17 protein-coding genes are annotated in these 12,422 nt (G+C 56.2%); 13 read left to right on the forward strand and 4 right to left on the reverse strand.

Translation table 11 applies throughout. The features are described from left to right. Window positions 1–574: 574 nt before the first annotated feature. Both ASF14_RS16595 and ASF14_RS21650 read right to left on the reverse strand, forming a co-directional pair. Complete coding sequence (locus tag ASF14_RS16595) at window positions 575–1,096, reverse strand: MucR family transcriptional regulator (protein ID WP_056437588.1); 522 nt, start codon at window positions 1,094–1,096, stop codon at window positions 575–577. Between the two features lie 61 nt (window positions 1,097–1,157). Beyond that, on the reverse strand, window positions 1,158–2,018 hold the full coding sequence (locus ASF14_RS21650; RefSeq protein WP_156361253.1) for a hypothetical protein: 861 nt from the start codon (window positions 2,016–2,018) through the stop codon (window positions 1,158–1,160). Between the two features lie 489 nt (window positions 2,019–2,507). Between ASF14_RS21650 and ASF14_RS20970 the strand changes: the two genes are divergently transcribed. After that, window positions 2,508–2,885 (forward strand): HNH endonuclease, encoded by a 378-nt coding sequence (locus tag ASF14_RS20970; RefSeq protein WP_201780617.1) that lies wholly within the window; start codon window positions 2,508–2,510, stop codon window positions 2,883–2,885. Here ASF14_RS20970 and ASF14_RS21655 read toward each other — a convergent pair. Together ASF14_RS21655 and ASF14_RS21660 are read right to left on the reverse strand one after the other, a co-directional pair. Beyond that, the gene (locus ASF14_RS21655; protein ID WP_156361255.1) at window positions 2,862–3,200 is read right to left on the reverse strand and encodes a hypothetical protein; all 339 of its coding nucleotides are present in this window, start codon (window positions 3,198–3,200) and stop codon (window positions 2,862–2,864) included. The genes ASF14_RS20970 and ASF14_RS21655 overlap by 24 nt on opposite strands. Before the next feature lie 190 nt (window positions 3,201–3,390). Further along, on the reverse strand, window positions 3,391–4,314 hold the full coding sequence (locus ASF14_RS21660; protein WP_156361256.1) for a hypothetical protein: 924 nt from the start codon (window positions 4,312–4,314) through the stop codon (window positions 3,391–3,393). A 50-nt stretch (window positions 4,315–4,364) separates the two neighbouring features. Between ASF14_RS21660 and ASF14_RS16605 the strand changes: the two genes are divergently transcribed. The 12 genes from ASF14_RS16605 (at window position 4,365) to ASF14_RS21665 (ending at window position 12,418) form a co-directional block, all read left to right on the forward strand. Beyond that, a complete protein-coding gene (locus ASF14_RS16605; protein ID WP_168371556.1) occupies window positions 4,365–4,778 on the forward strand; it encodes a hypothetical protein in 414 nt (137 codons plus the stop codon). A gap of 73 nt (window positions 4,779–4,851) precedes the next feature. Then, window positions 4,852–6,465 (forward strand): terminase large subunit, encoded by a 1,614-nt coding sequence (locus tag ASF14_RS16610; protein WP_236697112.1) that lies wholly within the window; start codon window positions 4,852–4,854, stop codon window positions 6,463–6,465. Window positions 6,466–6,495: 30 nt separating this feature from the next. Next, window positions 6,496–7,716 carry a phage portal protein gene (locus ASF14_RS16615; RefSeq protein ID WP_236697113.1) on the forward strand — a complete coding sequence of 407 codons (1,221 nt, stop codon included), beginning with the start codon at window positions 6,496–6,498 and terminating at the stop codon, window positions 7,714–7,716. An 8-nt stretch (window positions 7,717–7,724) separates the two neighbouring features. Beyond that, complete coding sequence (locus ASF14_RS16620; RefSeq protein WP_056437599.1) at window positions 7,725–8,450, forward strand: HK97 family phage prohead protease; 726 nt, start codon at window positions 7,725–7,727, stop codon at window positions 8,448–8,450. Then, window positions 8,440–9,567, forward strand: coding sequence for a phage major capsid protein (locus tag ASF14_RS16625; RefSeq protein ID WP_056437603.1), 1,128 nt, complete (start codon window positions 8,440–8,442; stop codon window positions 9,565–9,567). The genes ASF14_RS16620 and ASF14_RS16625 overlap by 11 nt, the downstream gene beginning before the upstream one ends. A gap of 73 nt (window positions 9,568–9,640) precedes the next feature. Further along, window positions 9,641–9,940 carry a head-tail connector protein gene (locus ASF14_RS16630; protein ID WP_056437606.1) on the forward strand — a complete coding sequence of 100 codons (300 nt, stop codon included), beginning with the start codon at window positions 9,641–9,643 and terminating at the stop codon, window positions 9,938–9,940. Further along, window positions 9,937–10,401 carry a phage head closure protein gene (locus ASF14_RS16635; RefSeq protein ID WP_201780613.1) on the forward strand — a complete coding sequence of 155 codons (465 nt, stop codon included), beginning with the start codon at window positions 9,937–9,939 and terminating at the stop codon, window positions 10,399–10,401. Before ASF14_RS16630 ends, ASF14_RS16635 begins: the two co-directional genes overlap by 4 nt. Beyond that, window positions 10,398–10,850, forward strand: coding sequence for an HK97-gp10 family putative phage morphogenesis protein (locus ASF14_RS16640; RefSeq protein WP_056437609.1), 453 nt, complete (start codon window positions 10,398–10,400; stop codon window positions 10,848–10,850). The genes ASF14_RS16635 and ASF14_RS16640 overlap by 4 nt, the downstream gene beginning before the upstream one ends. Window positions 10,851–10,857: 7 nt before the next feature. Beyond that, on the forward strand, window positions 10,858–11,220 hold the full coding sequence (gene gp17 / locus ASF14_RS16645) for a tail completion protein gp17 (RefSeq protein WP_056437612.1): 363 nt from the start codon (window positions 10,858–10,860) through the stop codon (window positions 11,218–11,220). 48 nt (window positions 11,221–11,268) lie between these two features. Further along, a complete protein-coding gene (locus ASF14_RS16650; RefSeq protein WP_056437615.1) occupies window positions 11,269–11,682 on the forward strand; it encodes a phage tail tube protein in 414 nt (137 codons plus the stop codon). Beyond that, complete coding sequence (locus tag ASF14_RS16655; RefSeq protein WP_056437619.1) at window positions 11,682–12,137, forward strand: hypothetical protein; 456 nt, start codon at window positions 11,682–11,684, stop codon at window positions 12,135–12,137. The genes ASF14_RS16650 and ASF14_RS16655 overlap by 1 nt, the downstream gene beginning before the upstream one ends. Then, window positions 12,101–12,418, forward strand: a complete 318-nt coding sequence (locus tag ASF14_RS21665) for a hypothetical protein (RefSeq protein ID WP_156361259.1) — start codon at window positions 12,101–12,103, stop codon at window positions 12,416–12,418. Before ASF14_RS16655 ends, ASF14_RS21665 begins: the two co-directional genes overlap by 37 nt. Window positions 12,419–12,422: the final 4 nt, after the last annotated feature.

Here is a 12,422-nt window from a genome sequence, read left to right on the forward strand (position 1 = left end):
TCGGCGACCGGGGCGGCTCTAAGCCGCCCCGGAAGTCGTCTATTGACGCCCTCGGACGAGAAGCGCAAGCCCTTTTTAAGCAAATCTATACACTTCGTATAGACGCTAACGGTGAGCCGTTAGAATCCCCACTGGCACGGCGTTTAAACGCGGCAGTATATGTTTCCGTCAGACGTAAAATACGTGCCCCACTCATACGCGGTAATTTTCCGGGTATTCGGCAAATACCTTGCGTGTTGCTCGCTGCGATGCTGGCTTTGTATATTGCGATGAACACGACGCTGAAAATTGCGAAATACACGCGCGAATATGTGGCGGTAAATTTGGCGTTGTATGCGACGGCATCGCGGCATTCGTGCAACCCGTTGCAGAGTGCGGCTTTCGGAAACCATTTCCAAATGCGCTGACGTTGCGGCAGCAATCACAGGGATAACGTTGTCCCCGGCACGATCGAACGCGTTTCCGGCAACGTTACCGGAGTGATGCGTAGCCATTGCTGCCCAACAAAAAAGGGGCTGGCATAACCAGCCCCCTTCGAGGTCGTCAGGAATGCGGGCCTGTGGAACGGCTTACATCAGCTTTCGCCACCCAAATGGGCCTGAGCCGCCGCCTTTGCGTCAGCGACCGACTTGCCCTTCCGAGCGGGCTTAGCCGCAGCCTTTTCGACCTTCTGGCCCGGCTTACGGCCAAGGCCGATCTTCTTCGCCATGGCACGGCGGCTTTCGCTGTAGGTCTGGGCGACCATCGGATAGTCGGGCTTCAGACCATAGCGTTCGCGATATTCCTCGGGCGTCAGGCCATGCGTGGCGAGGTGACGACGCAGCGTCTTGTAGGACTTGCCGTCAATCATCGAGACGATGTGATCGGGCGAGGCGAGGGATTTCCGAACCGACACAGCCGGGGTGTATTCGACGGGAGCTTGAACCTCGGTCGTCGCGGCATCGCCGCCCATGAGAGCCGAAACCGTCTCATGCATCTTGTGCAGGAACGCGGGAACATCATCGGCCGACGTGCGGGTGTTGGGGTTAGCGAGCCACGCTACCGTCAGTTCGGTGGCGAGTTCGACAGCGTCGATTTCAAAGTTTTCGTCGGCCATGATTAATCCTTCGGGATGGGAGACGTTCGCAAGTAGTCCTTATGACGAAAGTTGCAACCCGCTAGGCTTTCAAATCTCCATCGTAGCGAAGTTCTCCATAGTTTGTCATATGCAGATGATCGGGAAATAAAATACCCAATTTCTTTCGTCTATCGTCCCAGCCGGGCTGGGCTTCTGCCATTAGCAAAATAAAAGTTTGCCTTGACGACGGCATCATGTGGTCAAGAATCTCGATAATGAATTCGTGCGTCGTCAAATAATCTCTTAAGACCCGCTCAGGGTCATATTGACGGATTAGGCCCCGCCAATGATAGACAATTCGATCAGCCCCAGACGTATATAGAGGCTTTTTTCCATCAAAATATATAACTTCGGTGGCATCACGAACAGGATCGATGTTGCCATGCATTATGTCATTTCTGCGGTTCACCACCGACCAGTAGCGGCTCATAACGGGATTGGCAGGATCGACAGGCTTCATGAACCCGTCACATCTCGTATGGAGATCAAATATTTTGACGTCTAACGCCGATTTTTTGAACGTTTGAAACAATCGTTCATTTCCTCTCACGCCTGCCTTGGTCAGAAACGCCACGATCATACCGATAAACGTTTCAAACATAATGGGCATAAGTATCGGCAACTCGATACAGCACTCCGTGATGTCGGAAATCAGCTTACTGCGACGCTTTGACTTTAAAACAAAATCTGGATCGCTTGACCGCACAATTTTGGCATTCATGTCGCGCTCAGCTCGCGGTAGTGCCATGGAGAGCCTCTGATGCAGATCGGCGCATCGATTAGCGATAGCTAGAAAGCGGTTTGGAAAAACATACCACTTTTCTAACGATTTTATGATTTCGCTTTTCTCGCGCCCCATACGACCAAAGTCATTTTTCAATGATTTGATAATCTGAGCCAATCAGCATCCGCCATAGGCCGCTTTATCAGTGCATGCACTTCCTGTGTTGCGCCGGTGAATATTATAATGCTGTCCGCGCATTTCACGTAATAGTCCCAGTGGAAGATATTGTTTGAGTCTTCCTCGACTATTATTGACTGAATACCATTAGGCCTACCAAAACGAGCCTTCAAATAGGCGTATATGTCAATTGGCGCTATCAGAGTTTGGATTACAAGGGCCGCTGGCCGCTGCCCCGCAGAATTGGTCTGTGAATCATCCTGACAATGGCCGCTTTGCGATTTTTCCAGATGGGCTATCACCTCTTTCGGCGAACAAGCCTGCCATGTCATGGGATCGAAAATAGACATTCGTAGATGCTGGCACAGGGCGGTAGGGCGCGCCAGCAGATACGAAGCTTATGTCATGCCGATGCCGCCAGCGTCGCACTTTGCGGGTACCTTGCACCCTTCGGCCCTGAGAATATGCGGACAAACCGCTAAATACCGGATGCCCTGCCACCCGAAGCAATTTGGAAAATCTGTGCGGACGAATAGACGCGGGGGAAGCACTCATCTCCGCGACCAGTCCGCGTCGTATCGCCGCCAGCGCCTCGCCATCTTCAGTGCTGAACCATTGTGCCGCTATTGTCTCGCGCGTGGCCGCGTCACGCCCGCAACGATCCTTGATCACATCGTCGCACTCGCACTTGGCGGGACCAACGACATCGCGAACCTCGCGCCTGCCTGCCGCGCCTGCAATGATGCGAAGGCAGTAATTGAGGCGCGATATGCCATGCGAGGCCATGACATCACTTCCATCAGCCTCGATCCACAGTTAGGCGAATGGCTCAGGCGCGCCCGATCAGACGGAAACAAGCCAGTCTGACCACCAAGCGAGGTACACCGATTGGTTATCCGCCGCAGTCACAGATGGGTGGTAGTGCATTTTGATGACGCCATATCCGGGATGGTTGATTAGGCCGTCAAACAGATGCTTTTCCACCTTGAGTGTTTTGGCCTGCGACATTCCCCAATCCAGAACGACGAAGCCGTTGAGCGTTCCACCCTTCTTCCGCGCCCACGTGGCATAAGCTGATCGGCGGCGGGTTGGGTTCGTCGTAATGCCTACGACGAATTGCTTCACTTGCTTCGAAGCAATGATAGCGCGGCACGTTTCGAGCAGCCATTCTGGATCAGCCAACTTCCATCTCCCCGCTATAACGAATCCAGCTTTTCAAGACCGACGCCGATTTTCTGTCCGATGATAAATACATTTGGAGGTCCGACCTCCCAATCAAGCGCGTCATGAAGGGGGCGGGGTGAAATCATCCCGTCCCCTCAAAGGCGTACACCGCACCCCAGCCTTTTTTTCTTCATGTCAGAATGAAATTTCAGGATGTCGCGGGGCAAATTTGGTCAGCGCCGATCTTTTCGTCAGCCAAAGCTTTGCACATGCAGTTTTTCGAAAGACGATCCAGTTGCTCATAAGCCTCGCGTTCTGCTTCCCGCCGGACCCGATCTTTCTCAAATTTTTCGTTCAAAGCCGTCATGTATTTGCTTTGCGCTTCACGGGTCAGGCGGTCGATCGTCTGCTTAGATGCATTCGACATATACGTTATCGTAGGTTTGGGCACCTCCGGTAGCGTGTCAGGAATCGTGGCCTTCCAATCGTTAAGCATGGGGCAAACGGAAGGGACCTTGACTTTAATGCGGTCGAGATAGGGTTGAAGCAAACGTTGCCCAGCAGGAGCGGTCAGAGCATTGATAGCCGTTATAGCGGACTTTCCTGACGGGATTGCGTCCTCATCAAATCTTGTTCTCATAACTAAACTTAGTGACGCGTAATCGAGTGCATTCGCACGTATAAAAAGATCAAAGGAGTTCGCTTGGGATGCCAGTCTGGCTGCCGTCTCGGCACCTCCCCGTTTTGCATCTGCCAGATTGGCTGCCGCCAATGCAGCGTCGCTGCGAACCTTGGACAAATCTGCTTGGGCGAGAATTAGACGTTGCTGAGCCTCGGAAAAGCGGGACATAACACTATCGGCTGAAGATTGGATTTCGGATAACCGCTCGGAACGGGCCGTAGCCACGCTTTCTAGCATGTCGGATCGTGCCGCTATCTGCTTCAATTCCGCATTTCGCCTTACGATCTCGGATTGAAAGTAATCCTCTAGACCAGACACTTTTATAGTAGTCCACAGCGAGACAATTGAAACTATAAGCGCACAGAATGCGACAATGACGTTAAGCCAATCTCGCAACTCTTTTTTCTGGCCCGCCACTGGCGTTGGCGCTGTGTCTGGCCCTTCGTTCATAGCCCCCCCCCACTCTGACTCTAAAAAGCCTGCTATGTATAAATATATGCGTGAAAATAGGACGCCGCATAGCAAATCCAGCCGCAAAAGCACTCGCGGGCACTTTCCGCGCTGACCGCCACGCCGACATCACCGAAATTGCGACGCCTGCCAAGAGCGCTCCTATCGCCCCCCGCTATTTGACGAAGGAAGCACGCTCGGTTTGGCGTGAGGAACTGGACCGGGTCACGGCCTGCGGGATCACAGAGGCAGATAGCAGCCTGTTTGCCCGCTACTGCACGATGGAAGCTCTGTATCGCGAGCAGATCAGCGCGGGTGAGCTTCCCAAGGCCGCGATCCTGACGGAGCTTCGCCGCATGGCTGAATTGCTCGGCATTGCAGGCCTTCGCTCTCGCCTCGCGCGCACAGGATCGGCGGACAAACCCGCGTCATCGCCCTTCACCGTCCGCCCCAAGGAGCACTGATCCTAAATATCGGGTGAGAAGGTTCACCCGAAACAGTTTTTCAGCCGTCGCCGCCAACTACGCCAAGGATATATTGAGCGGAAAGACGCCCGCGTGCGTCCAGATCAAGCAGGCGGCACAGCGTTTCCAAGCCGATTTCGACCGTCGTGACCTCGTCTTCAGTGAAGATGCCGTCGATCATGTCTGCACCTTTCTACAGGGCCTTGTCCACGTCAAAGGCAAATGGGCTGGTCAGCCCATCCGCCTTGAACCGTTTCAGGTCTTCGCGCTCGCAAACATCTTTGGCTGGCTTGAAAAAGCGACCGGCCTCAGGCGCTACCGCCAAGCCCTGATCTTACTGCCGCGCAAGAACGGCAAATCACTCCTCGCCGCCGGGATCGCGCTCTACATGGTGTTCGCCGATGGCGAGCCGGGCGCTGAAGGCTACAGCGGCGCAACCAGTCTGGAGCAGGCGAACGAGGTATTCGAGCCCGCCCGCCGTATGGTGGAGATGTCTCCGGGTCTGGCCGAAGCCCTCGACATCAGCGTGGCGAAATCCGCCGTTTACAGTGTCTCAAGCGGATCAAAATTCAGCCGCGTCATCGCCAACACCAAGGATGGTTCATCACCCCATTTCGCGTGCTGCGATGAGCTTCATCAGGCCCGTGACGATACCCAGATCAACGCCTTCCGCACGGGCATGGGGGCGCGCTCTCAGCCCCTTCTCCTCATCATCACAACGGCGGGTAACAACCTCGCTGGCGTCTGCCATGCTGAACAGATGGAGGCCGAAGCCGTATTGGCCGGGCTAAAGGCCAACGACCGATTGTTCGCCCTCATCTACACCATCGACCCCGGCGACGACTGGCGCGACGAAGCGTCATGGCGAAAGGCCAATCCCAATTGGGGCGTCAGCGTCGGTGCCGCCTATCTACAGGATCAGCTTAGCGAGGCGCGGCAGTCCCCCGCCAAACAGGCCGCGATCCGCACCAAGCATCTCAATCAGTGGGTGGCGAGTGCGGCCGGATGGCTGACGACGCAGTTGTGGGCGTCCGCAATAGATGAAACGCTCGACATCGCCCGCTATCGTGGCCGGGAAGCCTATCTCGCCGCTGACATCTCGACGCGGCAGGACCTCACTGCCATCTCGTTGATCATCCCGGACGCTGGCCGCAAGCTCATCTTCCCGTTCGCCCACCTCCCCGAAGGCGCGCTGGACGCGTCACCGAATGCTCCCGCGTACCGAGATTGGATCGACAGCGGCCACTTGAGCGCGACGGAAGGCACAGCATCTGACTTTAGAGAAGTTAGGCGTCACGTCCTCCAACTATGCCGCGACTTCAAGATTGTGAAAGCGATCTTCGACCCATGGCAGGGCGAGTTTCTTCGGCAGGAAGTCGAAGCACTTGGAATCGAGACAGAGATTTGGCCAGCATCTGCCCCTGCCCTCTGGACCACCACCCTTGACGACTTTGAGGCCGACTTAAAGAACGGCAACATCCGCCACCCCAGTAACCCTGTGTTGAATTGGTGCGCGGCCAATGTCGCAATCAATGAAAAGGGAGTGACGCGCACTCCTGTGAAGCCGTCAAAATCGCAGAAACATCAGAAGATTGACGTGATGATCGCGACACTCATGGCTTACGCCGCGTCTTGTGAGACGCCCCCTACCCCGCCCGTCAAACTGACGTTCGCCGTCTTGGACTAATCCCACCAACCTAAATACCAGATGGGTTGGATGGATTGGCTCTTAGGAGCAACAGAACAGAAGTCAGAATACAAAACAGTAACACCTACGATCTCCTCACCGGAAGCGGTAGAGGAGGCCCTTCGCGAAGCCATGGGCGTCGGTGTTGGTGGCACGACGGTCAGCGCAGTTCATGCTTGCGCTCGCGTGATAGCAGAAGGCCTCGCCCTGCCGCCGTGCTATCTTCATCGCGAAACATCTGGCGGGCGCATCGCTGCAACCGATCATCCGCTCTACAATCTTCTCAATCTTTCACCAAATTCGCGGCAGACCAGCTATGAATTTCGCGAACAGATTGGCTGGCATCTCGCGTTAAACAGCAACGCCCACGTCTTCATCAATCGTTCTCAGCGCACTGGCGAGATACTCGAACTTCTCCCCATCGATCCCGGCAATGTGTCGATCGAGGTTGATGAAACCAAGCTGGGCGGCGAAGTCCGATATTATCTATACGGGATGCGCGTCCCCGCGTCGCAAATCTGGCACCTGAAGGGACCGGCTTGGCTATCCTACGAAGGGATGCCCACGATCAAGGCGGCTCGCAATGCCCTAGGTCTTGCCACTGCGACCGAGACGTACGGCGCAAACCTCTTCAAAAATGGCGCAAAGCCGGGAGGCATCCTGTCTCCGTCAAACGGCACAGTCCTCAACCCCGATCAGGTCCGGGAACTCACCGAGTTTTGGTACTCACAAGCGAAGGGCGTAGGCAACGCCCATAAGACGATCCTCCTCCCCGCTGGCGTCGAGTTCAACCCGCTCGCCTCCACGGCTAATGATGCACAATGGATAGAAGCTCGCCGCTATCAGATCGAAGAAGTCTGCCGCTTCTTTCGTGTTAGCCCGACGAAAGTCTTTCAATCACTCGGTTCACAGTCTTACGCGAGCGTCGAGCAAGCTCATATCGCGCACGATCAAGACACCGATGCCCACTGGCAGGCGCGATACATGCAGTCAGCAGAAAAAGCGCTCCTGACCGATGCCGAACGCGCCGCAGGGCTTCGCATCACGATAGATAACCGTGACTTTCTTCGGGGCACCGCCAAAGAGCGGATGGAATATTATAAAAACGGGATCGCGAGCGGCATCTTCACCCGCAATGAAGCTCGCGAAATGGAGGGTTTCGATCGATCAGATGATCCCACAGCCGATCTCCTGACGCCCGCTGTCAATCTCTTCGGCCCCGACAAGCAGCCACAAGCCCCCACCGAATAAATACCCTCATGGAAAAGAAGGCATTCGCGGGGAAGATAGAGGTCAAATTTGCCGAAACGGAGGGTGCGACGGCACGTACCTTCGAGGGTTATGGCGCAGTTTTCAACAATGTGGATCAGGCGCGCGACATCATCGCGCCCGGAGCATTCAGCGCCACCCTCGAAGAACACAAGTCGGCGGGAACGATGCCCGCGATGTTCTTCAATCACGATGCTTTCGCGCTACCGATTGGCGTGTGGACCGATCTCAAAGAGGACTCAACCGGCCTCAAAGCAAGCGGCCAGTTCCTCGACACCACAGCGGGTCGCGATGCCTATGCAGCGGTGAAGGCAGGAGCCGTAACAGGGCTGTCTATCGGATATATAGCGACCGGATATGAAATAGACGGGAAGACGCGGACCATCACCGAAGCGAAGTTGATAGAAATCTCAGTCGTTACCTTCCCGTGCAATGAATTGGCGCGGGTCGCGAGCGTTAAGAATCAGGAGAATGACATGGATGAAGATTTGAAAAAGAAACTCACGGATGCGGGCTTTGGTGAAGACGCGATCACAAAGCTTTTTGACAGCCGCGATGATGACGCCACCGATGACGAGGTGACGGATGACGAAGAGGAAAAGTCGGGTGATGTCGAGGAAGACGCTGACGATGAACAGGAAGCTAAATACCACGAGGCTGCGTTAGCGGCCATTCGATCGAGTGTTGCAACAATCAAGGAGATGTATGTCCGCTAATCTGAATACCGAACTCAAGAATCTCGAAACCGAGTTCAAGTCTGCCGTAGACCGTGCAGAAACCAAGCAGGCCGACGCGCTGAACACGGCGCTGACCGAGCTTCGCGCCGAAATCAAGGCGCTCGAAACTGCCGCAAATCGCCCCGCCATCGTGTCGAACATCACGACCGACAATGAAACGAAGGCGTTCAACATGTACCTCCGTGGCGGCGACTCCATGGAAATCAAAGCGATGTCGGCACTGGTGCCGGCTGAGGGCGGCTACACCGTGCCGAAGCTGATCGACAGCCAGATTCAGAAGGCCGTGATCGACATCTCGCCGATGCGGTCGGTCGCACGGGTCATCTCCGTCACAACGCCCGACTTCCACATTCCGTTCTCCGTAGGTGGCACCGCGTCGGCATGGGTTGGCGAGAAGGATGCTCGGCCCGAAACCGCCGCGTCGTCGCTGGTCGAAATCGTGCCGTCCTTTGGCGAGCTATATGCCAGCCCGTTCGTCACTCAGACGATCCTTGAGGATTCCGCATTCGACATCGCGAGTTTCGTAACCAGTGAGGTCGCGACCGAGTTTGCTCGCGCGGAAGGTGCGGCATTCCTCCTCGGCGATGGCGTGAAGAAGCCCAAGGGCCTGTTGAACGTCACGTCCGCCCTGACTGGCGACGCGACCCGCCCATTTGGCACCGTTCAGGCCGTGAAGACTGGCGATGCCGCAAAGATCACCGCTGACTCCATCATTGCGTTGGTCCACTCGCTGAAGGCCGCGTACCGCCCGAACGCCCGCTTCATCATGAACAAGGACACGCTAGGTCAGGTTCGGATGCTGAAGGACACCACAGGTCGCTACCTGTGGCAGGATAGCCTTCAGTCGGGCGTCCCCGGCTTGCTCGCTGGTTATGAGGTGGTGGAAGCCGAAGACATGCCGAACATCGCGGCGAACTCTACGCCCATTGTGTTCGGTGACTTCCAGCGCGCCTACACCATCGCCGACCGTGTCGGGATGTCCATGCTCTACAACCCGTATATCGCGCAGCCCTACGTCACCTATCAGACGCGTAAGCGCGTGGGTGGCTGTGTTGTAGATACGGCAGCTTACAAGCTTCTGAAGATCGCGGCATAAGCCAGAATAGCATGATGAACAACGGAGAGCGGGGAGCAATCCCCGCTCTTTTCGTATCAGCATAAATATCTTCATGCTGATCACACAGAGCGAACTTCAAGAATGGCTTAGAATTGATTCTGGAACCGACCCAAACACGATACAGATGTTGGTCGAGTCTGGCGCGGATATTGTCGAACACCTGACCAGCAGACGGATACGCCCTTACACGGACGGCGACGGGAAGCTCGTGACGCCGATCGTCCCGACTGCACTAAAACACGCCATCGCCGTTCACGTCGCGGCGCATTTCGATGATCGCGCGGGCGACACCACTGCCGCCATGACGACGATCACTCGCCTTTGCGCCCCTTTCCGGGTGTTTTCGCTGTGAAGATCAATGCGGGGCAGCTCGACCGGCGATTGACGCTCCTGAGCGCGCGCAGCGGTTCGCCCAACATCTCCCTGACGCGTGTCGCAGCGGGGGCACCTGCTATCGAACCCGATGATACGAGCGGCTCCTCGCTCATGTTCTTCGCGGCAGGCGCTGGCGCGAGTGATGGCGCGGGCAGCTACGACGATGCAGGCAACGAACAGGACGAATTCGGTCAGGTCATCACCAGCTTTCGCCAGATCGCATCGCTACATGCTCAGCGGCTCGAATTGCGCACGCAGGACGCCGCGCGGGCGGGTGGTCGCGACACCTACTCAACGGCTCGCTACCTCATCCGCTATCGCCCCGACATCACCACTGCGATGCGCGTCCAGATCGATGACACCGAATTCGACATCGTGGCGATCGACCAGCCAGACCGCCGCCAAACGATGGTCCTCACATTGGAGGAGCGCTTGTGATCACCGCGAACATGCGGGGTCTGGCGGCGCTCCAAGACCGCTTGGAGAGCCTGTCGAAGCAGGAAGCCACAAAAGCTGGTCAAATTGCGAACCGCGCAGGCGCGGCCACACTGCGCAAAGAGGCGATCAACGAGGCTCCCAACTCCCCAAAGACAACCGAAGGCGAAATGCGCACCCGTCACAATAAGGGTGGCACGACGCGGCAGGAGACGCACGGGAAGATCGTCAACAACATCAAGGTAAAGAAACTCAAAAGTGCTGACCCCACGCAAGTTAAGAATGCGGTGACGATCGGCTCAAGCGCGTACCATTCTTCATTCGTTGAGTTCGGCAGCATTCACAATGCCGCCGACCCCTTCATGATTCGCGCGCTGACAAACTCTCAGCAATCTATCATCGATACAATCGGCAAGGTCCTGAACAAGCAGTTGATCAAGCGCGGTGTCTAAATACCAGATGATCGACCAGCTTCTCAACGCACGCCTCAAAACTTGTATCGCAAATGTCTACCCCAGCGTCGCGCCAACCGCTTACGCCCTTCCATGCGCGGTCTATCAGCTTCTCGAAACACAGGTCACGACCGATCTTGATGGATCGGTGGGCGACGAAGGGTTCGTGACGTTCCAAATTAGCATATCGAGTGAGTCTTACGGACAAGCCAAACTCCTCGCACGCGCCATCCGAAACAGCCTCATCATCTGGCGGGAAAACGGCGTCGAGACTGTCGAGTGGCTTGACGAACATATGATGGCCGAAACCACGACACAGGCCACGCTTCACCGTGCCCTCTTGTTCTTCAAATTCTACACAACCGTCTGAATCACGCCCCTGAGATAAATATCCTGAACTATAGTTTTCAGGAGAAATATGGCCAAGAACGTTTTGCCGTCGCAGGGAACGACAATCTCAATCAAGACCGGCAGCACCTACACGAAAATCTCGGGCGTCACCGACTTCAGCGGCATCGGCTCGGGCGCTGCATCCATCATTGACGTGACGGACTTGGATTCCGTCGCAAAAGAAAAACAGATGGGAATCCCCGATGAGGGTTCGATCAAGATCAGCGTCAACTACATCGTCGCGGACGCTGGTCAGGTAGCGTGTGACACGGCGCGCACCGCCGGTACGCTGGCATCGTTCAAGGTAGTGGCGAGCGGCACGCAGTGGACGTTCGACGCTTTCGTCCCGTCGTTCGAGAAGTCGGGCGGCGTCGATAAGCAGTGGACCGGCGCGATCACGCTTGAGGTCAGTGGCCCAGTCACAAAGGGCACTGCCGCCTGATGCTCCTCTCACGAGACGCGATCCTTGCCGCTCCCATTCCAACCTCTGATGTTGAGGTTCCTGAGTGGGGCGGCACCGTGCGCATCCGCACCTTGTCGGCGCGGGCGCGCGTGGACCTCCTCGATGCCATCTACGCTAACGACGCCGCGCATACTGCTTGGAAGGAAGATCAGGCATTACCGGAGGTCGAGCGTGAAGGCCTGCCCCGTGTCGATCTCTACGAGCAAGCGATCCTGACCGTGATTTTCGGGATCGTGGACGAAAACGGCGACCAGATGTTCAGCGTCGCGGACTATGACGCCTTTGCTGAACTCGATTACCAGACCATCGTCTCGCTGTGGCAGGCCATGCAGGAACACGCCCGCCGTGATCCCGAAAGTCTAAAAAAAAATTCCGCGCCAGCCCGGAAAGGCGCTTCTTGTTCAGGCTCGCGCTCGCGCTCGGCAAAACCGTAAGTGAACTTAATCGGCAGCTATCGCCGGATGAGTTAGCGGAATGGGAAGCCTATCACTTTTTCGAACCCTTTGGCTCTCCCGCTGAGGACGATCGCACCCGCCTTCTCCTCGAAATGGAGTGGTATAAGCGAACGGAAAAAGAGGCTCCCCATTTCCTCGACCGCGACCCCGAAGAAACCGCCCGATTAGAGGCGAAGCGCGCCGCAGCCATCACGCTTGAGGATCGTATTGCGGCGGCGTTCGCGGGGTTCAACGTCATTGAGGATGACACCAGCCGCTAAATAC

It is taken from the genome of Sphingomonas sp. Leaf257 (genome assembly GCF_001422185.1).
In the GTDB taxonomy this organism is placed as follows: Bacteria; Pseudomonadota; Alphaproteobacteria; order Sphingomonadales; family Sphingomonadaceae; genus Sphingomonas; species Sphingomonas yabuuchiae.

What these genes read in the sequence shown, in the direction of transcription:
- ASF14_RS16595 (WP_056437588.1), bottom strand. Translation starts at nt 1,096, where the DNA reads ATGGCCGACGAAAACTTTGAAATCGACGCTGTCGAACTCGCCACCGAA.
- ASF14_RS20970 (WP_201780617.1), top strand. Translation starts at nt 2,508, where the DNA reads ATGCCCTGCCACCCGAAGCAATTTGGAAAATCTGTGCGGACGAATAGA.
- ASF14_RS21660 (WP_156361256.1), bottom strand. Translation starts at nt 4,314, where the DNA reads ATGAACGAAGGGCCAGACACAGCGCCAACGCCAGTGGCGGGCCAGAAA.
- ASF14_RS16615 (WP_236697113.1), top strand. Translation starts at nt 6,496, where the DNA reads ATGGATTGGCTCTTAGGAGCAACAGAACAGAAGTCAGAATACAAAACA.
- ASF14_RS16620 (WP_056437599.1), top strand. Translation starts at nt 7,725, where the DNA reads ATGGAAAAGAAGGCATTCGCGGGGAAGATAGAGGTCAAATTTGCCGAA.
- ASF14_RS16625 (WP_056437603.1), top strand. Translation starts at nt 8,440, where the DNA reads ATGTCCGCTAATCTGAATACCGAACTCAAGAATCTCGAAACCGAGTTC.
- ASF14_RS16630 (WP_056437606.1), top strand. Translation starts at nt 9,641, where the DNA reads ATGCTGATCACACAGAGCGAACTTCAAGAATGGCTTAGAATTGATTCT.
- gp17 (WP_056437612.1), top strand. Translation starts at nt 10,858, where the DNA reads ATGATCGACCAGCTTCTCAACGCACGCCTCAAAACTTGTATCGCAAAT.
- ASF14_RS16650 (WP_056437615.1), top strand. Translation starts at nt 11,269, where the DNA reads ATGGCCAAGAACGTTTTGCCGTCGCAGGGAACGACAATCTCAATCAAG.
- ASF14_RS16655 (WP_056437619.1), top strand. Translation starts at nt 11,682, where the DNA reads ATGCTCCTCTCACGAGACGCGATCCTTGCCGCTCCCATTCCAACCTCT.